This is a genomic window from bacterium SCSIO 12827 (genome assembly GCA_024397995.1).
Classification (GTDB): domain Bacteria; phylum Pseudomonadota; class Alphaproteobacteria; order Rhodospirillales; family Casp-alpha2; genus UBA1479.
On sequence record CP073746.1, the window covers coordinates 3,723,149 to 3,744,308 of the forward strand.

20 protein-coding genes are annotated in these 21,160 nt (G+C 61.8%); all 20 read left to right on the forward strand.

From position 1 onward, the window contains the following. Window positions 1–98 precede the first annotated feature (98 nt). The 20 genes from KFF05_17440 to KFF05_17535 all read left to right on the forward strand — a co-directional run bounded on the left by KFF05_17440 (window position 99) and on the right by KFF05_17535 (window position 21,148). Window positions 99–1,208: a TIGR04372 family glycosyltransferase gene (locus KFF05_17440; protein ID UTW51653.1), complete on the forward strand. Its 1,110-nt coding sequence runs from the start codon at window positions 99–101 to the stop codon at window positions 1,206–1,208. Window positions 1,209–1,297: 89 nt separating this feature from the next. After that, complete coding sequence (locus tag KFF05_17445; GenBank protein UTW51654.1) at window positions 1,298–2,041, forward strand: glycosyltransferase family protein; 744 nt, start codon at window positions 1,298–1,300, stop codon at window positions 2,039–2,041. Beyond that, the gene (locus KFF05_17450) at window positions 2,038–4,002 is read left to right on the forward strand and encodes a hypothetical protein (GenBank protein UTW51655.1); all 1,965 of its coding nucleotides are present in this window, start codon (window positions 2,038–2,040) and stop codon (window positions 4,000–4,002) included. Before KFF05_17445 ends, KFF05_17450 begins: the two co-directional genes overlap by 4 nt. Then, window positions 3,999–5,489 carry a UDP-2,4-diacetamido-2,4,6-trideoxy-beta-L-altropyranose hydrolase gene (gene pseG / locus KFF05_17455; GenBank protein ID UTW51656.1) on the forward strand — a complete coding sequence of 497 codons (1,491 nt, stop codon included), beginning with the start codon at window positions 3,999–4,001 and terminating at the stop codon, window positions 5,487–5,489. Before KFF05_17450 ends, pseG begins: the two co-directional genes overlap by 4 nt. 80 nt (window positions 5,490–5,569) lie before the next feature. Beyond that, the gene (gene pseI, locus KFF05_17460) at window positions 5,570–6,562 is read left to right on the forward strand and encodes a pseudaminic acid synthase (protein UTW53775.1); all 993 of its coding nucleotides are present in this window, start codon (window positions 5,570–5,572) and stop codon (window positions 6,560–6,562) included. A 26-nt stretch (window positions 6,563–6,588) separates the two neighbouring features. Further along, on the forward strand, window positions 6,589–7,473 hold the full coding sequence (locus KFF05_17465; GenBank protein ID UTW51657.1) for an FkbM family methyltransferase: 885 nt from the start codon (window positions 6,589–6,591) through the stop codon (window positions 7,471–7,473). Beyond that, window positions 7,470–8,510 (forward strand): Gfo/Idh/MocA family oxidoreductase, encoded by a 1,041-nt coding sequence (locus KFF05_17470; GenBank protein ID UTW51658.1) that lies wholly within the window; start codon window positions 7,470–7,472, stop codon window positions 8,508–8,510. The genes KFF05_17465 and KFF05_17470 overlap by 4 nt, the downstream gene beginning before the upstream one ends. A gap of 5 nt (window positions 8,511–8,515) precedes the next feature. Continuing rightward, entirely contained in the window at window positions 8,516–9,316 is an 801-nt protein-coding gene (locus KFF05_17475) for a class I SAM-dependent methyltransferase (GenBank protein UTW51659.1), read from the forward strand. Further along, window positions 9,313–10,422, forward strand: coding sequence for a histidinol-phosphate aminotransferase family protein (locus tag KFF05_17480; GenBank protein ID UTW51660.1), 1,110 nt, complete (start codon window positions 9,313–9,315; stop codon window positions 10,420–10,422). Before KFF05_17475 ends, KFF05_17480 begins: the two co-directional genes overlap by 4 nt. Before the next feature lie 2 nt (window positions 10,423–10,424). Further along, a complete protein-coding gene (locus KFF05_17485) occupies window positions 10,425–11,522 on the forward strand; it encodes a Gfo/Idh/MocA family oxidoreductase (protein ID UTW51661.1) in 1,098 nt (365 codons plus the stop codon). Window positions 11,523–11,552: 30 nt separating this feature from the next. Continuing rightward, entirely contained in the window at window positions 11,553–12,320 is a 768-nt protein-coding gene (locus KFF05_17490; GenBank protein ID UTW51662.1) for a 3-deoxy-manno-octulosonate cytidylyltransferase, read from the forward strand. A 22-nt stretch (window positions 12,321–12,342) separates the two neighbouring features. Beyond that, entirely contained in the window at window positions 12,343–13,062 is a 720-nt protein-coding gene (locus tag KFF05_17495) for an SDR family oxidoreductase (GenBank protein UTW51663.1), read from the forward strand. After that, the gene (locus tag KFF05_17500; GenBank protein ID UTW51664.1) at window positions 13,055–14,134 is read left to right on the forward strand and encodes a 3-dehydroquinate synthase; all 1,080 of its coding nucleotides are present in this window, start codon (window positions 13,055–13,057) and stop codon (window positions 14,132–14,134) included. Before KFF05_17495 ends, KFF05_17500 begins: the two co-directional genes overlap by 8 nt. Before the next feature lie 11 nt (window positions 14,135–14,145). Further along, window positions 14,146–15,108 (forward strand): phosphoglycerate dehydrogenase, encoded by a 963-nt coding sequence (locus tag KFF05_17505; protein ID UTW53776.1) that lies wholly within the window; start codon window positions 14,146–14,148, stop codon window positions 15,106–15,108. 203 nt (window positions 15,109–15,311) lie between these two features. Further along, window positions 15,312–16,988 carry a hypothetical protein gene (locus tag KFF05_17510; GenBank protein ID UTW51665.1) on the forward strand — a complete coding sequence of 559 codons (1,677 nt, stop codon included), beginning with the start codon at window positions 15,312–15,314 and terminating at the stop codon, window positions 16,986–16,988. After that, window positions 16,985–17,773 carry a glucose-1-phosphate cytidylyltransferase gene (locus KFF05_17515; GenBank protein UTW51666.1) on the forward strand — a complete coding sequence of 263 codons (789 nt, stop codon included), beginning with the start codon at window positions 16,985–16,987 and terminating at the stop codon, window positions 17,771–17,773. The genes KFF05_17510 and KFF05_17515 overlap by 4 nt, the downstream gene beginning before the upstream one ends. A 4-nt stretch (window positions 17,774–17,777) precedes the next feature. Further along, a complete protein-coding gene (gene rfbG, locus KFF05_17520) occupies window positions 17,778–18,842 on the forward strand; it encodes a CDP-glucose 4,6-dehydratase (GenBank protein UTW51667.1) in 1,065 nt (354 codons plus the stop codon). Next, window positions 18,839–19,282, forward strand: coding sequence for a dTDP-4-dehydrorhamnose 3,5-epimerase family protein (locus KFF05_17525; protein ID UTW51668.1), 444 nt, complete (start codon window positions 18,839–18,841; stop codon window positions 19,280–19,282). Before rfbG ends, KFF05_17525 begins: the two co-directional genes overlap by 4 nt. A gap of 7 nt (window positions 19,283–19,289) precedes the next feature. After that, the gene (locus KFF05_17530) at window positions 19,290–20,249 is read left to right on the forward strand and encodes an NAD-dependent epimerase/dehydratase family protein (GenBank protein UTW51669.1); all 960 of its coding nucleotides are present in this window, start codon (window positions 19,290–19,292) and stop codon (window positions 20,247–20,249) included. Then, the gene (locus KFF05_17535) at window positions 20,246–21,148 is read left to right on the forward strand and encodes a glycosyltransferase (GenBank protein ID UTW51670.1); all 903 of its coding nucleotides are present in this window, start codon (window positions 20,246–20,248) and stop codon (window positions 21,146–21,148) included. Before KFF05_17530 ends, KFF05_17535 begins: the two co-directional genes overlap by 4 nt. The last annotated feature ends 12 nt before the right edge of the window (window positions 21,149–21,160 follow it).

The window sequence follows — 21,160 nt, forward strand, 5'->3', positions numbered from 1 at the left end:
CGGAATAAGCCGTTTCTCTGCCTTCATCCGCTTTGATGCTCCGCCGCTTGTACCGCACGGTTAGATCACTTGCCGTATTTGTGATCAGGAATGCGCTCGTGCGGCCGCTATTTTTCATCGCGTCGCGGTTTTCGCAAATCCACATCATCGTCATGCAGGGCCGGATCGGTCCGCTTGCGTGCATACCTGAATACTGCGCCCGGATGGTTCAGATGGGGGGGATCGGTCCAAAGGATCGGTTTGTTTTCATTCTTGAAAGCCGTGAAAACAACAGCCTGATTGAAATCGTCCGCCGTCGATGGCCTGTCTTTGTTGCCGAAAGATTCAATGAGTTCGTTGCCGATGTGTTTACAGGCCTGGAACAGAACGACGGCCAGGCCTTTGCCCTAAAGCCGCTCAACAAGCCATTTGCCTTGGCAAAAGGTGAGACTCAATTCTCTAAGGATGAAGACGCGCGCGGTCGCCGGCTTCTCGCGGATATGGGGATTGGGGCAGACCAATGGTTCGTCTGTTTCCATAGCCGTGATCCGTCTTATCTAAACGCACGATTTCCGAAACAGAATTGGTCTTATCATTCCTACCGCGACACGGACATCACACGGTCCCGCAAGGCAATGGAGTATATCGCCGGGCTGGGGGGCGTCGCTGTCCGAGTGGGATCTCACCCACATGCCCCCATCGAACCGGGCCCTGGAATCATCGACTACGCAAGCAATTACCGCGATGAGTTCGGCGACATCTATCTTTTGGCCAAGTGCCGGTTCATGGTTGGCTGCTCGTCCGGGTTGACCGGCGTTGCCACGATGTTCGATGTACCGGTGGCGATGAACAATCTCATTCCATATGCCCCAGGACCACACGGACCTTGTGACATTTTCACGCCAAAACTTGTCTGGAGCCATGATCAGAAGCGGCATCTGAGCTTTGATGAATGCAGGGATCTGGGATTGTTCGATCCGTTTTCGAAAGGTGCAACCCAGAGCTTCTACGATGACAACAGGCTTTCTCCCGTCGAAAACAGCGAAGATGAAGTCTTGGACCTTTGCATGGACATGCTCGATAGGCTCGACGGTCGACAACCGGATTCTGAATTGGCCGGCCTTCAAGAACGATTCAACGCCCGCTACTACGCCAATTTCGAGGATATCCAATACAGAACTCGTATCGGCCCTAGGTTTCTCAGCAAGTACAGACATCTGATGGGCTGACGGTTCCGGCATTCTGATATGCCCTCTCCAATTATCGCAACGATAGTTCAAGCCTCTATGGCACAGCCGGCTGATGGCAAGGAAATCCGTTGACCCTCTGCGCAATCATTCAGGCCCGCATGACTTCGACCCGGCTTCCGGGAAAAGTCCTGAGCCCGCTATATGGCCAGCCGGTTCTTGCGCGTGTAATCGAGCGGCTCGGCCGGGCGCAAAGCATTGATGCCATCGCGGTTGCCACAACCGTCAATGCGACCGACGACCCTATTGCCGCTCTCACCGCCGAACTGTCGGTACCGTGTTTTCGCGGAAGCGAGAGTGATGTCTTGTCCCGTTATCTGGGTACGGCCCGCATGATGCAAGCGGATGCCGTCATCCGCATCACCGCGGACTGTCCCCTCATCGACCCTGCCATCGTCGATTTGGTTGCCTCGGCTTTCGCAAGTTACGGCGCGGACTATGCGGCTAATACCCTTACCCGATCCTACCCGATCGGCCTCGATACTGAAATTTTCACCTTTGCCGCCCTGGACCGCGCCCAACAAAGTGCCACCCGGCCCGATGAACGTGAACACGTGACCCCTTACATCTATCGCCATCCTGAATTTTTTTCGTTACACGGCATCGACGCGCCCCCGGCACACCGCCATCCCAACCTGCGCCTGACCCTCGACACGCCCGAAGATCTGCAACTCATCACTGCGGTCTATGATGCGCTTTATCCTGAGAACCCGGAGTTCTGCCTGGACGATGTCCTGACCCTGTTGGGCTCTCACCCTGACCTTGCCAAGATCAATCAGGATGTGCCGCACAACTGGATCATGGGGCGCCCATGACGGCCAAGGCCCCGTCGGTTGTCGTATTCCGCAAATTGTCGGCGGCCGGCCTTATCGCCGCCGCGGCATTTCGGATTCTCGGACGTCGGGTGATTTATCTCGAGCCGCTCAACATGGTCCGTTCCGAACGATGGATCGAACGCCTGGGCAAGGTCGGGATAGATTGGATCGACTATCACGCCTACGACGGGTTCAAGGTCAATGCGGACATCGCGGTAAGCGCCCGATACGCGGGAGAACTGGTCGCCGGACAGACGCTTCACCTCGCCCTGGAAACATTGTGCGCGCGTGTGCCCGGTCTTGCCGGCAATCCGCAGCGGGCGCGTGCCTTGCTGTTCGATCGCCTCGCCGGGAGCCTGGCGCCCGTAGCGCCCGCCTATGCCTTGGCAGAGCATCTTCGCAACCTGGGCAACAAGGCTGATGTGTTTCATCCGGGAACACCGATAGAGGCCCTGATTGCCGCAGAGGGTGTCACGAAGGTCCGCAATCTGTTCCCCGGGTGGCTTGCACTTCTTGGCCGCGCCGCCACGCTTGGCCGAACGGCCGCGCTGACGCTCCTGTACCGCGCCGCACGGTCGGTGACGCGCGTTGCGTTTCGGGGCGATACCGTAGCTGCGACACCCAAGATGAATGCAGCCCCCACCGCAGAGACCGTGAACATGCCGGCTGTCCTTCTGTTCCCTCACAAAGGACTGGCTTACGGCAACCTTCTGGTGAAAGACCAATATTTCTCTTCAGACCCGGACAGCCCGTTTCATCCCTCACGCATGAAAATGATCGAATTGGCCTGGATGCTTTCAGCCGACACCCGCGAAAGCATTGCCGCCGATTACCGTCGGCGTGGGTTCAGTGTCACCTTTCTTGAACGGTCCCCCGTTTCACTCAAAGAAAAGATGTCGTGCGTAGCCTTTTATCTTTTCCGAAAACCAAGCCCCCGGAAAGCCTGGGCACAGGCTCTGATTCTCGCTCAATTGGAAACCCAAGTCTGCGCTTGCCGAAAAAGCTTTCAACCTTTTGCCGGCGCGGCGCTTGCGCTGATCGATTCTGACAACCTGTTTCCACGGGCCGCCACGGTCGCCCTGCAATCTTTGAACATCACCGTCGCCGCGCTACAAGAACGGTTCATGAGCGCCCAACATGAAGTGTTCGTGCCGCTGTTTGATGTTCTATTCGTGCATGGTGACGCAGTCAGACGCCGGATTGCGGCAAACCCGAACGCATCCGTGGGGCGGCTTATCGTCACCGGAGATCCGAATGTCGCCAAGATTGCGGCCAATCGCATCACCGCACAAGCCGAACGCAAGGAACGATTCGCCAAGTTCTCGCATGTCTGTCTGGTGCTGGACTTTCACAGCCCGGAAAACATCTTTGCCGACGCCCTGAGCTACGGTCCTGACCAGCGGAGCAATCTCGACTTCTACCGCGTCATCGCGGACTTGGCGGCGGCGGAACCTGATTGCGCCTTCATCATCCGGGGCAAGGACAACAATTGGATGGGCCTGCCCGCGATGGCTGCCGCCCGTCGGCGTTTTGAACAACTCGCCAACGTTGTCGTGGACGACGAATACGATCGGTTCGATCGATCCTACGAACTTGCCGCCATGTCCGACATCGTCATCGCACGTTATACGTCGCTTTGCGACCAGTGCCTGGCAGCGGGTATTCCGGTGCTGATCTACGATGCCCTGCCCAACGGGGATAAGCTGATTTCCTCATGGCACGATTACGCGCCTTATCCGGTGATCGTGTATGACGCCGAGACCCTGCACGCACGGTTTACAGAGACCGTCTGGAAAGGCCATTACATGGACGCCGACCTGTTCACGAGCCTGCGCCGGGATTACTACAACGCGGGCGGCCCAAACCCACGACAACGAATGGATGCGGAACTTGGGGCGTTGCACCAGTCCGCAACCGAACGCCCCATTCAATCACAGGCAGCCTCCGAGTTTGACCGGTGACGGATCAACCACATGCCGTTTTTCGGGCCGATGCCAGTGCGGCCATCGGCGGCGGACATATCATGCGCTGCCTAGTTTTAGCGGATGAACTACAAACCCTCGGCTGGCGTACGACGTTCGCCGTCAACGAGGGAGCCGAGGAAGTTATTGCATCCAGCATGACGGCAGCAAGTCGCGTCACCCCCCTGCCGCCCGATGTCCTCGCCTGTCGCGCGTCGGTGATTCGCGCCATCGGGGGCAGTTGTGATCTTATGGTCATAGATCACTATGGGCTGGACACGGCATTCGAAAAAGGCGCCCGCCAGGGTGCCGCCAGAGTGATCGTGTTGGACGACCTGGCGACACGCCCACACGATTGCGACTTGCTGCTTGATCCTTCTCCAGGCCGGAAACCATCGGATTACACCGGCTTGGTCCCGGCCAATTGCCGCGTTTTGACCGGACCTCATTTCGCATTGCTTCGGCGCGAATTTATCTCCGCACGCTCAGGAATGCCCTTACATGACCAGACTGCGGACAACCGGTTCCGGATCGTAATTTCCTTCGGGCTGACGGACCCTACGAACATGACGGCCCATGCCTTACGTGCGATCACCGGAAGCGGCCTGGATGTCGATATCGACGTGATCCTCGGTGGCAAGGCACCGTACCTCGAAGAGATCGTGCAGATTATCGGAACCGTGGACGAAAATATCGTTTTGCATATCGACCCTGAGAATATACCCAGGATATTGGCAGCCGCCGATCTCGCAATTGGCAGCGCAGGTGGTTCCGCCTTTGAACGCTGCTGCCTAGGCCTGCCTTCCATCGTGCTATCTATCGCCGACAATCAAGAAAGTAACATTCAAGGGCTTGCAGCGATGAATGCCATCTTCCCGCTAAAGGTAACGGCCGGCGATGAGCAGACATTGATCGCGCACGCTTTCCAAGAGCTCGTAGCCGACCGTCCGCGTCGGATTGCCATGTCAATAGCAGCGGCACAAATCTGCGACGGCCGTGGTGCAGGAAGAGTTGTGCAATATCTTTTGCCGGAGACAGACACCTGCGGCAACACAGTAGCAACCCGGCCTGCCGGAGAAGAAGATATCAACCGCATCTTCGAATGGCAGACAATTCCCGGCATTCGGAAGTACAGCCGAACACCGCATGCGCCAACGCTCGACGAACATCGGCGCTGGATGCAGCGCCGCTTAGCGAGCACGAAGGGAGTGTTCGAAATTCTTGAATGCGAGTCCTCTCCTTGCGGATTCATACGCCTGGACCCCGTTGCAGAGACCAAAAATACATTCGAAGTCTCCATTCTCATTGACCCGGCATTTCAGGGACGTGGGATTGGAACTTGCGCCTTAAGGCTTGCCCGGCGCCTGATTCCAGACGGAATTTTTCATGCATCTATTCATAAAGACAACGCACCGTCGATGCGGATATTCATGGCTACAGGTTATTGCAAAGAAGGTGATCGCTTCATAAGTCGGGTGAAGCATTGAGCGCACGTCGGAGACATCCTGGCTTCGCCATCGCCGGCCGTGCCATCGGCACGGACCATCCCCCTTATGTGATCGCCGAAATGTCGGGCAACCACAACGGCGACATTGAACGCGCTTTGGCATTGGTCGACATGGCGGCGGACAGGGGCGCCGATGCGCTCAAGCTACAGACCTACACTGCCGACACCCTGACCATCGACCACGACGGCCCCGGCTTCAGGGTCGAGGGCGGACTGTGGGACGGACGCACGCTCTACGACCTGTATCAAGAAGCGGCCACACCCTGGGACTGGCACGCCGCGCTGTTCGCGCGCGGCCGCGAACGCGGCATCACTGTGTTTTCATCACCCTTCGACGAGACCGCTGTCGATTTTCTCGAAACCCTCGACTGCCCAGCCTACAAGATCGCCTCGTTCGAGGCCATGGACCTGCCCCTCATCCGCAAGGCCGCATCGACCGGAAAACCATTGATCGTGTCGACCGGAATGGTCACACCCGACGAAATCAATGAACTGATGTCCCTATTGTCGGGCATGGGCGCCGATCAGGTTGCGCTTTTGCATTGCGTCAGCGCCTACCCCGCCCCTATCGAGGCCTCGAATATCCGTTCGATCCCGGAGCTCGCGGCCCGTTATGATGTGGTCGTCGGGTTGTCGGATCACACTCCCGGCACGGCTGTCGCCGTGGCCGCCGTCAGTCTGGGGGCCGCCATCATCGAAAAACATGTCTGCCTGGCCCGTGCCGACGGCGGGGTCGACAGCGCGTTTTCTCTGGAACCCTCGGAACTGGGCACCCTCGTGACTGACTCCCGCAACGCCTGGGCGGCCTTGGGTGAAGCCCGCATCGGAAGGCAGAGCGCCGCGGAACCGAGTGCTGTGTTCCGGCGGTCGCTCTACGCGGTGACCGACATCCCTGCCGGTGGAGAGTTGACGTCCGCGAACGTACGCTCGATCCGCCCGGGTCACGGTCTTGCGCCGAAGCATTTTGACGCTGTTCTGGGACGCCGCGCCAAACATGACATCTCACGCGGCACCCCGCTGTCCTGGGAACTGATCGACGGTCCGCAGGACTGAACCACCCCCATCTGAACAGGGTTTCCATGCTCCAATTCACCAAATGCATTCTGGTCACACTGGCCCGCATCCTCACTTGGCCACTGGGCGCAGGTGGTCGGCGGCGCCTGTTGCGCATCCTCCGCCAAGGCATGAAGACCCATGGATACGACGAGGTCATCGCCGAGATTCCAACGCCGCGTGGGCTGGTCAAATTTTACTGCCTGGGCGATCTCCCGTTGTGGCGGGCCAAGACCCTGCTGACCAAAGAGCCGGAAACGATCGAATGGATCGACACCATCGAAGACGGTGCCGTTCTTTACGACATCGGCGCCAATGTCGGCGTCTATACGCTATATGCCGCGATCAATCGCAAGGTGCGCGTGCTGGCGTTCGAGCCGCTGGCCGCCAACTATTTTCTGCTCAACCGCAACATCGAAGAGAACGGCCTGTCAGACAACGTGCGCGCCTATTGCCTTGCGCTCAACGACGCGGACATGACCGCCAGCTTTCACGTGCGGGACACCGGATTCGGATCGGCACTGTCCAGTTTCGCGGAAGCCATCGACCATAACGGGGAGCATTTCGCGGCGCGCTTCGAACAAGGCATGGTCGGCATGACGCTGGACAGCTTTATCGAGAAGTTCGCGCCGCCCTTCCCCGATCACATCAAAATCGACGTCGACGGCATCGAAGACAAAATCGTCATCGGTGCAAGGCGCACGTTGGCCGACCCGCGCCTGAAGTCCCTGTCCATCGAACTGGACGCGGCGCGGCCCGACTACACGGATGCCGTCGTTCGCGACATCGAGGCCGCGGGCCTGGCCCTGATCAGCAAGCGTCGTTCACCGGAACTGGACGGCACACCGTTCGGCAACATCTATAACTATCTGTTCCGGCGCCCGGCCATGAACGAAGTTCCGAAGACATGACCGCCGACAATCAGCCCCTTCGCATCGCCATCGCCGGCTACGGCGTCGTCGGCAAACGTCGGCGGGAATTCATCGACGCGCATCCGGCACTGAAAACCGTCGCCGTCTGCGACAGGGCCTTCGACGGTAATGGGCAGCTTGAGGACGGCGTTCCCTATTTCCGTACGCCGGACGAACTTCTGGCTCAGGATTTCGACGCTCTGTTCGTCTGCATGACCAACGACATCGCACCTGACGTGACGATCGCCGGCCTGGAAAAGGGCGTGCATGTGTTCTGTGAAAAGCCGCCGGGCCGAACGGTCGCCGACATCCGCCGCGTGATCGAGGCCGAGGCAAAAAATCCGAAGCAGGTTCTGAAATACGGGTTCAATCACCGCTATCATGAATCCGTCCGCGAGGCCCTCGCCATCGCGCGCAGCGGCGACCTGGGCCGCATCATCAACCTGCGCGGCGTATACGGAAAATCACAGTTCATCAGTTACGGCCAGCATTCCGACTGGCGCACGGAGCGTGCCATCGCCGGCGGCGGCATCCTCCTTGACCAGGGCATACACATGGTCGATCTGATGCGTCTGTTCGCCGGTGAATTCACCCAGGTCCACAGTTTCGTCTCCAACGACTACTGGCGCCACGATGTGGAAGACAACGCCTATGCCCTGATGCGCACCGACGCCGGCGTTGTCGGCATGCTACATTCCAGCGCCACGCAATGGCGCCACCGGTTCTCGCTCGACATCACGTTGGAGAAGGGGGCGCTGATCCTCAGCGGCATCCTGTCCGGATCGAAAAGCTACGGCGCCGAGACCCTGACCGTGGTTCGTGCCGGCGATGACGACCTCGGCGATCCCATGGAACAGGTGACCCGCTACAATACGGATCCTTCCTGGGCTGACGAGATCGCCGACTTTGTCGATGCGATCACGACAGGCCGCGAAATTACCGACGGGTCGTCCGACGATGCCCTGCGCACCATGGATCTCGTCTACCGCATCTATGCCGCCGATCCCGAATGGCGGGAACGCTGGAACCTGGACTGACGCCGTTGACCAACATCCATTATCAAACGCCCCACTTGGCCGCGTACTTTGCGGCCCACCGGCGCTGCTGGGATGAATTTTATCCGTCCGAGCGCTGGGTGTTCGAACGCATCGGCGCCGCGCCCGGCGGGTTCGGCCGCCTGCTCGACGTCGGTTGCGCGGTCGGCGGCCTGGGCCGCGCCCTTGAAGAGAAATTTCCGCTCACCTCTTATGCCGGGCTCGACATCAACGCCGCCGCCATTGATGCGGCGAAAGAGTTACCGGCGCTGACCGCGCCAGCGCGCTTTGAGTGCGGCGACATCGTCACCGCCGAAGAGATCGCCGACAACGCATTCGACACCGTTGCCTCTCTGTCCGTCGCCGACTGGAACGTGGAGACCGACGCCATCATCGCCGCCTGCTGGCGCAAGGTCGCACCGGGCGGACGGTTGGTGATCTCCTTGCGCCTGACCGACCGTGCCGGCACCCGTGACCCAAACGTCAGTTTTCAGCCGATCGTCCCATCCGAAGATTTCGATCTTCCGGACGGGGGCGCGGTCGAAACCGCGCCTTATGTCGTGCTCAACGGATCGGAAGCCCTCGGCATGTTTCTCAGCCTGGATCCCGCGCCGGCCGACATCCTGGCCTACGGTTATTGGGGGGTGCCGTCAAAAACGGCAACAACCCCCTACGACCGTCTGGCCTTTGCCGTGCTGTCCGTCAGCCGTGGCAAGCATGACGGTGCCCAGCGAGACACGCGGCTGGAGTGCCATCTGCCCGCGGCCGTGTTCGCCGGGCTGTCGATGAAAGGTGACGTGACCAGATGACCGCCTCTTTCCCCACCCCCCGCGTCGGCGTACGCGATGACGCTTTGGTGCGCCCCGATTGGTCGACCCAGACCACCCGGCCCGATGGCACGCTATGGCTTGATCGCAACGAAAACATCGACCCAGTATTAGCCGAGGTCACGAAGAGCGTGTTGCGCGATCTCGACGCGACCGCGCTTTATACTTACCCGGACCTGGGTGGGCTTTATGCCAAGCTTGCCCGCACGCTCGACACCGGCGGCGCCGACCAGCACGTTCTTGCCGCGGGCTCCGATGGTGCCATCCGCGCAACCTTCGAAGCCTTCGTGTCACCCGGCGACGTCGTCATTCACACGGCCCCGACCTTCGCCATGTATTCCGTTTATGCGCGCATGTACGCCGCCGATGCGCACCCCGCATTGTATGAAACCTCATCCACCGGACCGGTGCTCGACACGGAACGCCTGATCCACACGATCGAAACCACATCGCCGCGTCTCGTCTGCCTGCCCAACCCGGATAGCCCGACGGGCACCGTGCTGGACGCCGCCACCCTAAAGCGCGTGATTAATGCCGCCGGCGCAGCCGGCGCGGTGATGCTGATCGACGAAGCCTATTTTCCGTTCCACCCGGAAACGGCCGTGCCCTGGGTGACCGAGCACCCGCATCTGATCGTTACCCGCTCCTTCGGCAAGGCCTGGGGCCTGGCCGGCTGCCGGGTCGGTCTGGCGATCGCCCATCCGGACATGGCGCGCATCCTGCACAAGGTCCGCCCCATGTATGAAATCGGCGCACTGTCGGCCAACGTGCTGGAGAATATGCTCGACCACGCGGACGCCGTGCAGGCGAGCGTCGCCCGGATCCTTGGTGGGAAGGATTGGTTCATTGGCGAACTGCGCGCCATGGGCTATGAGGTTCTGGCTGGACACGGCAATTTCATGCATGTCGCCTTCGGTGAGGACGGTCCGGCGATCCATGCCGCGTTGGCCGACCGGGTGCTCTACCGGCAGGACTTTCCCAATTCGGTGCTGGCCGGTTACAGCCGGTTTTCCACGGCACCCAAGGAGATCATGGAACAGGTGGCGGGACCGATCCGTGCCGCCATCGAACAACGGGAACATAAATAACGATGAGCGATCAGACCTACACTATCGCCCTGGTCGGATGCGGCCGTATCGCCGGACACCACTGCCGGGCCATCCGGGCAACACCGGGTCTGCGCCTGGCCGCCCTCTGCGACCTCAAGCCCGAAGCCGCCGAACAGTGGATCGAAGGCGACGACATTCCCGTGTTCACCAATTATCATGAGATGCTGACCACCCTGCCGGAGATCGACATCGTCGCAGTGATCACGCCTTCGGGCATGCACGCGGAACACGGTGCGGAGATTATCGAGGGATATGGCAAGCATCTGATTCTGGAAAAACCGACGGTCCTGCGCTTTTCCGACCTGCGCCGCCTGGACGAGATGGCGCGCGCAAAGGGACGCCGTGTGTTTCCGGTCTATCAGAACCGCTACAACAAGGCCGTCGTCCGCACCCGCCAGGCGATCGAGGCGGGCGAGCTGGGTGATCCACGGGTCATTACCGTGCGCGTGCGCTGGTGCCGCCCGCAACGTTATTACGATCTGGCGCCGTGGCGGGGCACTTATGCGCTCGACGGCGGGGCGCTGACCAATCAGGGCATCCACCATATGGATTTGCTGCGCCACCTGGGCGGTGAAGTGAAAAGGGTCAATGCGCAGATGCGCACATTGGGCGCCGACATCGAGGTCGAGGACACCGTGACCGCCGTCATCGAATTTGAATCCGGCGCCGTCGGCACGGTCGAGGTCACGACCGCGGCTCGGCCCATTGATTACGAGGCGTCGATTTCCGTCCTGGGCAGCGAGGGCTGCGCCCAGATCGGCGGCATCGCGGTCAACGAACTGCAAATCTTCACGCCGGCCCCCGACGCCTGCACCGAACACAGCGAGGATTTCTCCGACTGTGTCTATGGCAACGGGCACTACCGGCTTTACGAAGACATGGTGACCGACCTGAACGGCGGCGCGCCGTATCCCATGGGCGCGGAAGAGACCGCGAAGACACTAGCACTACTGCACGCTTTCTACGTGTCGGATGAAAAGGGTGACTGGGTGGCGCCGGGTGAGGAATCCGTCCGCCTGGGCCGCACCGGCGATCCGGTGGCGGACCTGTACCGCACCCCTGCACCCGACGCAGAATAAAGAAACGCATCGACGTAAACGGAGACATTCATGCCAAAGATCATCGGCATCGTACCCGCGCGCATGAAGGCGTCGCGGTTTCCCGGAAAACCCTTGTTCAAGATTCTGGGCCGCCCCCTGGTAGAGCACGTTTATCAGCGCGCCAAGAAATTCGACAAGTTCGACGGCCTGTTCCTGGCCACCTGCGATCAGGAAATCGCCGATGCCGCCAAGGATTTTGACGCGCCCGTCATCATGACCGCCGACACCCATACCCGCGCGCTCGACCGCGTGGCAGAGGCGGCCGCGAACTGTGGCATCGACCTGGCGCCCGACGACATCGTCATCAACGTTCAGGGCGATGAGCCGATGATGCAGCCTGACATGATCGAAGCATCCTACCGGCCGCTGCTGGACGACCCCAAGGCTGATTGCACCCTGCTGGCGATGGCGATCCGGGACGAAGAAACCTATCGCGATCCGAACGCGCTGAAGGTCGTGTGGAACCTGCGTGGCGATGTGCTCTACACCTCACGCACGCCGATCCCCTATTGCAAGGAATTCTCGCCGGAACTGGGGGCCGTGCGCATCTACGGCATCTTCGCCTTCCGCTGGCACTTCCTGCAGACCTTCACGAACCTGCCGGAATCTCCGCTCGAACTGGTCGAGGCCTGTGACAGCAACCGCATCATGGACAACGGCTACATCCAGAAGGTCGCCCATTATCCGTGGCGCAAATCCTATTCCGTCGACTCGCGCGAAGACGCCGCCCGCGTCGAAGCGGCGATGAAGGAAGACCCGTTGTGGGGCACCTATTGATCCGCATGGAAGGAGCCTGAACGTGGCCCAACCCCTTGCCGGCCGCAAGGCCCTGGTCACCGGCGGCACGCGCGGCATCGGCCGTGCCATCGCCGAACGCCTTGCCGCCGACGGCGCGGATGTGACCGTGACCGGAACCAAACCCGGCGGCACGCCGCCGCCGGGCACGGCCTATCTGGCTTGCGATTTCCTGGACGCCGCGGCGACGGCGGCTTTCGCGGACACGGCCGGGGCGCTGGGCATCGACATCCTGGTCAACAACGCCGGTATCAACAAGATCGCCCCCTTCGCCGAGATCGACCCCGCCGACTTCGCCGCCATCCAGCAGGTCAACGTGACAGCGCCGATGATGCTGTGCCGGGCCGTCATCCCCGGCATGCGCACACGGGGCGGCGGCCGCATCGTCAATATCGCCTCGATCTGGGGCGCGATTTCGAAGGCACAGCGTGCATCCTATTCGGCAAGCAAATTCGCGATCGACGGCATGACCAAGGCGCTGGCGGCGGAAGTCGCGGCCGACGGCATCCTCGCCAACTGCGTCGCGCCCGGCTTCATCGACACGGAGATGACGCGCACCGTTCTGGGTGAACAGGGGATGGCGGATCTTGCCGCCCAGGTGCCCATGAAGCGCGTCGGAAAGCCTGAGGAAATCGCCGCCCTGGTCGCCTGGCTGGCCGGACCGGACAACACCTATATAAGTGGTCAATCCATCATCATCGACGGCGGCTTCACCAATGTCTGACACCCTTACGATCCAATCCCACAAGGGCCCTTACGACGTTCTGTTGGGGGATGATGCCCGCAGCGGGCTGGCCGCCCTTGCGGCGGGCGACCGGCCGCTGCATGTGATCGTCGACGAACGGGTCGCGGCGCTGCACACAGGCCGGCTGGCGCCGCTTCTGGCCGGGCCGTCGGTCCTGCGCCTGGAAGCCACCGAAACCAACAAGTCGCTGGAAAAGTTTCCTGCCTACGTCGACCACCTGGTCGGCAAGGGCATCCGGCGCGACCATCTGCTGGTCGCCATCGGCGGCGGGATCATTCAGGACACGACCTGCTTTCTCGCCGCGACCATGCTGCGCGGTGTCGACTGGGCGTTCTGCCCGACGACGCTGCTGGCCCAGGCCGACAGCTGCATCGGGTCGAAAAGCTCGATCAATTCGGCATCGGCCAAGAACATCCTCGGCACCTTCACCCCGCCCCGAACGATCTATCTCGACGTGGCGTTTCAGGACACGCTCGACCCGCGCGACGTGCGCTCCGGCGTCGGCGAGATATTGAAGGTGCACGCCATCGACGGGCCCGACAGTTTCGCCGCCCTGGCCGCCGATTACGACCGCCTGTTCAATGAACCGGACCTGATGTTGCGCTACGTCCGCCGGGCGTTGGAAATCAAGAAAGCCTACATCGAAGACGACGAATTCGATCGCGGTCCCCGCAACATCTTCAATTACGGCCATACCTTCGGTCACGCCATCGAGGCAGCGACGGATTTCGCCATCCCCCACGGCATCGCCGTGACCATCGGCATGGACATGGCGAATTTCGTGTCATTGCGCATCGGCGACGGCACGGAGGATCACTTCCGCCGCCTGCACCCGACCCTGGTTTCGAACTATGACGGATTCGAATCCCATCCGGTGCCGTTCGATCGCTTCCTGGCGGCGATCCTGAAGGACAAGAAAAATACCGGAACCGGATCGGTGACCATGATCCTGCCCGGCGCCGACGGCCGCCTGGCCAAGGTGACGCATACCGCCGACGACGGTTTCACGTCCGCCTGCAACACGTTCCTGGACGAAGTCCGCTCCCAGTGACCACCAAGACAATAACGCCAAAGACCACGGCCGTCGCGGTCACCTCGCGGTCGTTCTCCAAGCATCCCGCGTTGCGGCGGGAGCTGTTGGCGCGCTATCCGAACACGACCTTCAACGACGCGGGCGAGAGTCTGCGCGGCGAGACCCTGATCGACTTTCTGAAGGGCCATGAGAAGGCGATCACGGCGTTGGAGCCGCTCGACGCCGCCCTGTTCGACGCCGTGCCCGAGCTGCGCATCATCGGCAAATACGGGGTCGGGCTCGACATGATCGACCTTACCGCCATGCAGACCCGCGGGGTAAAGCTGGGATGGACCGCGGGCGTCAACCGCCGTGCCGTCGCCGAACTGGCGCTCGGCTTCGCGCTCAGCCTGATTCGCCGCGTACCGGAATCCCTCAGCCTCGTCACCGATGGCGGGTGGCGGCAGGTGTCCGGTCGGCAGCTCAGCGGGCGCATGGTGGGCATCATCGGACTCGGCCATGTCGGCAAGGATCTTGCGACGTTGCTTCGCGCCTTCGACTGCCCGGTCCTGGCGCACGACATCGTCACCGACAAGGATTTCTGCGCACGGGTCGGTGTCGAGATGACGAGCCTCGAAGACCTTTTGGACAGAAGCGCCGTCGTTTCCATCCACCTGCCGCTCGACGACAGCACACGCGGCCTGATCGGCGCCGCCCAATTGGCCCGCATGCCGGCGGGCGCGATCCTGATCAACACCGCACGCGGGTCGATCGTCGACGAAGCGGCGCTGGCGTCGGAGCTTCGGACCGGTCGTCTCGGCGCCGGCGCTTTCGACGTGTTCGCCGCCGAACCGCCGACGGACAATCCGCTGATCGGCCTCGGCAACTTCCTCGCCACACCGCACATCGGTGGCAGCACGGAAGAAGCCATCCTGGCCATGGGCATGGCCGCCATCGACGGGCTGGACAACGCGGGCGACCCGGTCGCGGTCGCGCGGGGGCAGAAGCCATAAGCGCGCAGATCATCATTGCCGACGCCCGGCGGCTTGCCGATAACCCGTCCGCAGTCGGCGATATTTCGACGGCAACCGCATGGTATTTCGGCGACGATCACGCGTGCTACTGCGCGCTGCGTGACCGCCTGCCCGCGACAGTCGTCTGGGGAAACACCGGGCAGCGCCTGAACGAAATCGCCGAGCGCAACACCGATACCTTCGTGAATCTTGCCGACCAGTTCCGCATCGAAGACTGGGACTGGTGGGAGAACCGAAACCTGGCGGAACGAGGTCCCCTGTCATCAACCTTCACCGCCGAGTGCTGCCGCATGGTGCTGTTCGGCGAATGCCTGGAAGACGGCGGCACCCATCTTTTCGTGGTCGAGGCACGCGACCTCGCCCGTCTGCTGGTTGACGAAAGCACGCGCCGGGGTGCGGCCGTTTCCTGGATCGGACCGGGGGTCCTGTCGCGAGGCATCGGGCGTATCTGCCGCCAAGGCATCGCTGCCCTTCGGTTTGCCCGGACCGCTTTGCGTCGGGCCGGGCGGCTGCGCCGGCTGCAGGCCCTCAGGCGACGTCATCCGCTCGACCTGCAAAAACTTGCCGGCTGCGACGTGCTGTTGGCCGCATGGACCGCGCCCGGCGATTTTCCGCCACAGGGTACGCGGGACACCGCCCATTACATGGGCGCACTCCCCCGCCTGCTTCGTGACGCAGGGCTGAAAGTTGGTTACGTGGCGCTGCCGCTCGATTGGATTTATGACGGGGATGCCATTCAAATTGACGTCGCCGCCTGCAACGAGGCCGCGATGCTGGCCGACGATGCCGTGTCCTTGGGCGCGCTTTGGCGTGCCGCTGCTGCGGGAATGCGATTGCGCGCCCGCGCCAAACCGGACATGGCCATCACCGGACAGAGGCTTGCCGCGGTCGCCGACATGGTGCTGGACCGCGAACGATTCGATTGGCGTGCCGTGAATGCGCGGCTGTTGGCCGAGGTCGGCCCGTTCCTCGCGCGGCACGGTTGTCATCCGCAAGCGATCTGCCATGTGTATGAGAACCAGACCTGGGAAAAGGGGCTTCGCACCGGGTTGCGCCGCGCCCTGCCCCGGACGCGGATCGCCGGTTTCCACCAATCGCCGTTTTCCAAGATGTATCTCAACATGCTGCCATCACGGGCAGAGATTGCGAACGACCGTTGGCCCGACATCGTTTTCACCCACGGTGCGCGCAGCCGTCGGCAACTGACATCGACGGGCGCGCCGCAAACGCGTGTCCTTAATGCGGGCCTGTTCCGTGAGGGCTCGTTCATTCTTCAGCGCGTGGCGGGGGCGGGATCGCACGGAAAACTGATCGCCGCGACCGGCGCGGATTTTCAGGAATGCTGCGAACTAGTCGCCAAGGCGGCCGCAGCGACAGCCGGCGGTTCATGGTCATTGCAGGTCAATTTTCATCCGGCGACCCCGCCGTCGTTCCGTGAAGGCATACGGCGGTTTATCGACATGCGCGGCCTGGCCGGCGCGCATGTGGTCTTTACGGAACAGTCCATCGCAGAACTGCTCAAGAATGGCGCCGACGCGATCCTCTACGCTGATACCAATGCGGCATTCGAAGCGGTATCCAGCGGGGCACGGGCAATCAATGTTGAGCGCGACCACGCCTTGTCCTTCGACAAGCTACCCGATGGATTGTCGCGGCAGCTCTATACGGTTACGGAAATCCGCGCCGCGCTGGACGACCTCGCGGACGAAACCGGGTGGCCGGCCGCGAATGTGGTCGACGCCGCATTGGCGGACGGCTTTAGTTCGCCCGATATTTCCGAGGTTCTTTCAGCTCTGCAACTGGGCGCCGCGCGCGGCCCTCTTGCACCTTCCGCAACAGACAAGGTGATGGAACGATGAAAGTCGTAGTTCTCTGCGGCGGCAAGGGCACCCGCATCCGCGGCGTGGCCGACGACCTGCCCAAACCCATGATCCCCATCGGCCCTTACCCGATCCTGTGGCACATCATGCGGGGATACGCCGCCGCCGGACACAAGGACTTCGTGCTCTGCCTCGGTCATAAAAGCGGTGCGATCAAGGATTTCTTCCTCAATTACCGGACCCGCGTCGCTGACTTCACCATCGACTTCGCGCGCGAACGGGCCTTGGAATTTCACGGCGCCGAGAACGCCATCGACTGGCGTGTGACCATGGCGGAGACCGGTGAGGAAACCCTGACCGGATCACGGGTCAAGCGCATCGAACGCTATATCGGCGACGACGAGACCTTCATGTTGACCTACGGCGACGGGGTCTCGGATGTCGACATCTCCGAACTGGCGGCCTTTCACAAATCCCATGGCAAGGTAATGACCGTATGCGGCGTGCGCCCGCCGGGCCGCTTCGGCGAGATGGAACACGACGACACGGGCGCCGTCGTCGAATTCAACGAAAAGCCGCAAGCCACCGGCGGGCGGATTTCCGGCGGGTTTTTCGTGTGCGACCGCCGCCTGTTCGATTATCTCGACGGCGGCCGTGACGACGTAGTTTTGGAAACCGAACCCATGCGGCGGCTCGCCGCCGAGGGCGAGATGATGATGTACCGCCACGACGGTTTCTGGCAATGCATGGACACCTTCCGCGACTACGCGCTGCTCAATGACCTGTATGAAACAGGAAAAGCGCCGTGGCTGAACGGCGCCTGATCCGATGACAGATTTCTCCGTTTTCAAGAACCGCCGGATCCTGATCACCGGCTCGACCGGGTTCAAGGGCAGCTGGCTTTCCGCCTGGCTGGCCGACCTTGGAGCCTGCGTCACGGGCCTCGCCTTGCCACCGGCATCGGATGCGCCGCTGTTCGAGCAGCTCCGTCTGGCTGAGCGCATTGATCAGCATTTCATCGACATCCGGAATTTTGATCCCGTCGCCGAACTGTTGGATCAATCCAAGCCTGAGATCATCATCCACCTTGCCGCCCAGGCACTGGTGCGACGGAGCTATGCGGAACCGCTCGAGACGTTCCAGACCAACGTTACGGGCGGCATCAATCTGCTGGAGGCCGTGCGCCACACACCTTCCGTGCGCGCCCTCGTCTTCATCACTTCCGACAAATGTTACCGCAACATGGAATGGGAGCGCGGCTATCACGAAGACGACCTTCTGGGCGGACCCGATCCCTATTCCGCTTCCAAGGGGGCCGTCGAATTGGTCTTCACCGGTTATCAGGAATCCTTTTTCCGCGCACGGCCCGATCTGATCGCCGCAACGGCACGCGCCGGCAACGTGATCGGCGGTGGCGACATGTCGATGGACCGCATTGTTCCCGACTGCATTCGTGCCCTTCGTGCCGGTGATCCGGTGGTCCTGCGCAATCCCATGGCGACGCGGCCGTGGCAGCATGTTCTGGAACCCCTGTCCGGATATCTCGCCCTTGCCGCGCGGCAGTTCAGCGGCGACGACGCAGCCGCGGGGGCCTGGAACTTCGGCCCCGACGCCGAGAACGTACGCCCTGTCCAGGACTTGGCCGAAACCGCCGTCGGTGTCTGGGGGTCGGGCGAGGTCCGCGTCGAACAGGACCCGAACGCGCCGCACGAGGCGACCCTGCTGATGCTCGACAGCACCAAGGCAAAGGACGGGCTCAACTGGCATCCGCGCTGGGATTTTGCAACCGGCATCACACGCACGGTGGAATGGTACAAGGCCGTGGACGACGGCGCCGACCCGATCGAGATCACCCGGGCACAGACAGCCGAATACGAAAAGATCAGCGGATGAGTGGCGCTTCTATCGACGACGTCATGGTGACGCCACTGAAGATCATCGCCGATGCGCGGGGGGCGGTGATGCACATGCTGCGCGCCGACGCACCGCACTTTGCCGGTTTCGGCGAGATCTATTTTTCCATCGTCAATCCGGGGGCCGTGAAAGCCTGGAAACGGCACCGGGACATGACCCTGAATCTGTGCTGCGTTTCCGGAGCCATCCGCTTGGTCGTCGCGGACACGGACGCCGGTACCGTCCATGAAATAAATATCAGCCCTGACAACCCCGAAACCTATGCCCTGGTCACCGTGCCGCCGGGCTTATGGACCGGGTTCACCTGCACGGGCGCGGCACCGGCAACCCTGGCCAACTGCGCCAGCATCCCCCACGACCCGGCCGAGGCGGACACCCTGCCCACCGACACGGACCGCATCCCCTATTCCTGGCCCTGACCCCGTAATGACCCAAACCGCCATCGTCACCGGCACGTCCAGCTTCGTCGGCGCGCATTTGGCGCGCGCCTTCGCCGACGCGGGTTATGCGGTGACGGCAACTCACAGTAGACCGCGCGATGGCTATGACGGTATCCGCGCTCAACGCCTGGATTTCGCGGCCCAGAGCGCGCACTTGGCGCAACTTGACGTGACCGATGAAACCGCCGTCAAGGCGCTCGCACGCCAGGTGCGTCCGACAGTCTGGATCCACCACGCGGGGCACGCCGCCGATTATGCCTCGCCCGATTATGATGCCGCGATGGGCCGGGCCGTGAACGTTCAGCCGCTGGATGCCATCTTCGCCGCCTTGTCGGACAGCGGCGGCGGCGTGATCATTACCGGATCATCGGCCGAATACCCGTCAAGCGACGACGCCAACCACGAGGACGACACCGGCCAACCGGAAACACCTTATGGCCTTTCCAAACGGGCCGAGACGGAACGGGCCCGCACCCTTGCCGCACGGACCGGCGTGCCCACACGGGTCGGTCGGCTCTACATCCCGTTCGGCATTCTCGATCATCCGGCCAAGCTGCTGGCCCAGGTGATCAGCGGGCTTCGGGCCGGCACGTCGGTCGACCTTTCGTCCTGTACCCAGCGGCGTGATTTCATCGGTGTCGGCGACGTTACGGATGCCTGGCTGAAGATGGCGCGTGACCTTACACGCGGCGGCTTTGACATCTTCAACATTTGTTCGGGCGAAGCGACCGAACTGCGCGCCTTGCTGCTGGCCGTCGCCGATGCCTTGGGGGCGGATGATCGCTTGCTCCGGTTCGGGGCGCGGCCCATGCGGCCGGGCGAACCGCCGGTGTCGTTCGGCGCCAACGCGAAGGCTGGACGCATGCTCGATTGGACGCCGCGCGCCTTAGACGTGGCGCTCCGCGAAGACTTGATCCAACCCTTGATGGCCGGCGCCCTGTCATGACCCAGCCGAAAGTGACGGTCCTGATGTCGGTTCTCAACGGTGAGGACTATCTACGCGAAGCGATCGACAGCATCCTCGAACAGACATTCACGGACTTTGAATTCCTGATCATCGACAATGCTTCGACCGACGGCACCACAGCCATCATTGCGTCCTATGATGACGCCCGGATCCGCTGCATCCGAAACGACGAAGTCCTGACACTGACCCAATCCCTGAACAAAGGGTTGGAGGCCGCACGCGGTGAGTACATTGCGCGCCTGGATGCTGATGACATCGCTTTTGCCAACCGCCTGGACAAACAGGTACGGCACCTCGACGACCATCCTGATGTCGCCTTGGTCGCCTCTGTCGCCACCGATTTCGGCAACGGCACACCGCTGCCGGGCATCCCCGGCCCGACACCGCCGGATAACCATGATGACCTGTTGGTCGCCCTTGCGCGTGATAGCATCATCGCGCATTCGTCGATCATGTTCCGCCATCAAGATGTGATGAAGATAGGCGGCTACCCTGGGGAATATGCCTATTGCATGGACTATCTGCTTTATTTCCGTCTGGCCCGGCATCATCGGCTGGGATGCTTGCCCGAGCCGCTTGTGGCGATCCGGAGTCATCCCTCTCAGATCACGTCTTTACCGGCCTGGGGACTGCGCCGGGAGACGGAGGCCGCTGCTGCTTTTCAGGAAATTCTGACCTATCCTGACCTGCCTGCCGCCGTGCGCCGGGGATTGCTCCGCTACAGGGCATTGACATCGTTGCGCTTGGCCGCTCTGTACGCGCGCGCGCATGCGCCAATGAAAGCCTTCGCCTGGATCATCCGCGCCTTCGTCCAGGCCCCCTGCACGTTCTCCCGCCTTGTCTGGACCATCGCGGCGAAGCGGGCGGGACAGTCGTGACTGCTTGCCGGA

Excerpts from the sequence above, each read along its gene's own strand:
- rfbG (UTW51667.1), top strand. The coding sequence starts at position 17,778 with ATGACAGATTTCTCCGTTTTCAAGAACCGCCGGATCCTGATCACCGGC.
- KFF05_17450 (UTW51655.1), top strand. The coding sequence starts at position 2,038 with ATGACGGCCAAGGCCCCGTCGGTTGTCGTATTCCGCAAATTGTCGGCG.
- KFF05_17525 (UTW51668.1), top strand. The coding sequence starts at position 18,839 with ATGAGTGGCGCTTCTATCGACGACGTCATGGTGACGCCACTGAAGATC.
- KFF05_17515 (UTW51666.1), top strand. The coding sequence starts at position 16,985 with ATGAAAGTCGTAGTTCTCTGCGGCGGCAAGGGCACCCGCATCCGCGGC.
- pseI (UTW53775.1), top strand. The coding sequence starts at position 5,570 with ATGTCGGGCAACCACAACGGCGACATTGAACGCGCTTTGGCATTGGTC.
- KFF05_17530 (UTW51669.1), top strand. The coding sequence starts at position 19,290 with ATGACCCAAACCGCCATCGTCACCGGCACGTCCAGCTTCGTCGGCGCG.
- KFF05_17535 (UTW51670.1), top strand. The coding sequence starts at position 20,246 with ATGACCCAGCCGAAAGTGACGGTCCTGATGTCGGTTCTCAACGGTGAG.
- KFF05_17470 (UTW51658.1), top strand. The coding sequence starts at position 7,470 with ATGACCGCCGACAATCAGCCCCTTCGCATCGCCATCGCCGGCTACGGC.
- KFF05_17485 (UTW51661.1), top strand. The coding sequence starts at position 10,425 with ATGAGCGATCAGACCTACACTATCGCCCTGGTCGGATGCGGCCGTATC.
- KFF05_17480 (UTW51660.1), top strand. The coding sequence starts at position 9,313 with ATGACCGCCTCTTTCCCCACCCCCCGCGTCGGCGTACGCGATGACGCT.
- KFF05_17500 (UTW51664.1), top strand. The coding sequence starts at position 13,055 with ATGTCTGACACCCTTACGATCCAATCCCACAAGGGCCCTTACGACGTT.
- KFF05_17465 (UTW51657.1), top strand. The coding sequence starts at position 6,589 with ATGCTCCAATTCACCAAATGCATTCTGGTCACACTGGCCCGCATCCTC.
- KFF05_17490 (UTW51662.1), top strand. The coding sequence starts at position 11,553 with ATGCCAAAGATCATCGGCATCGTACCCGCGCGCATGAAGGCGTCGCGG.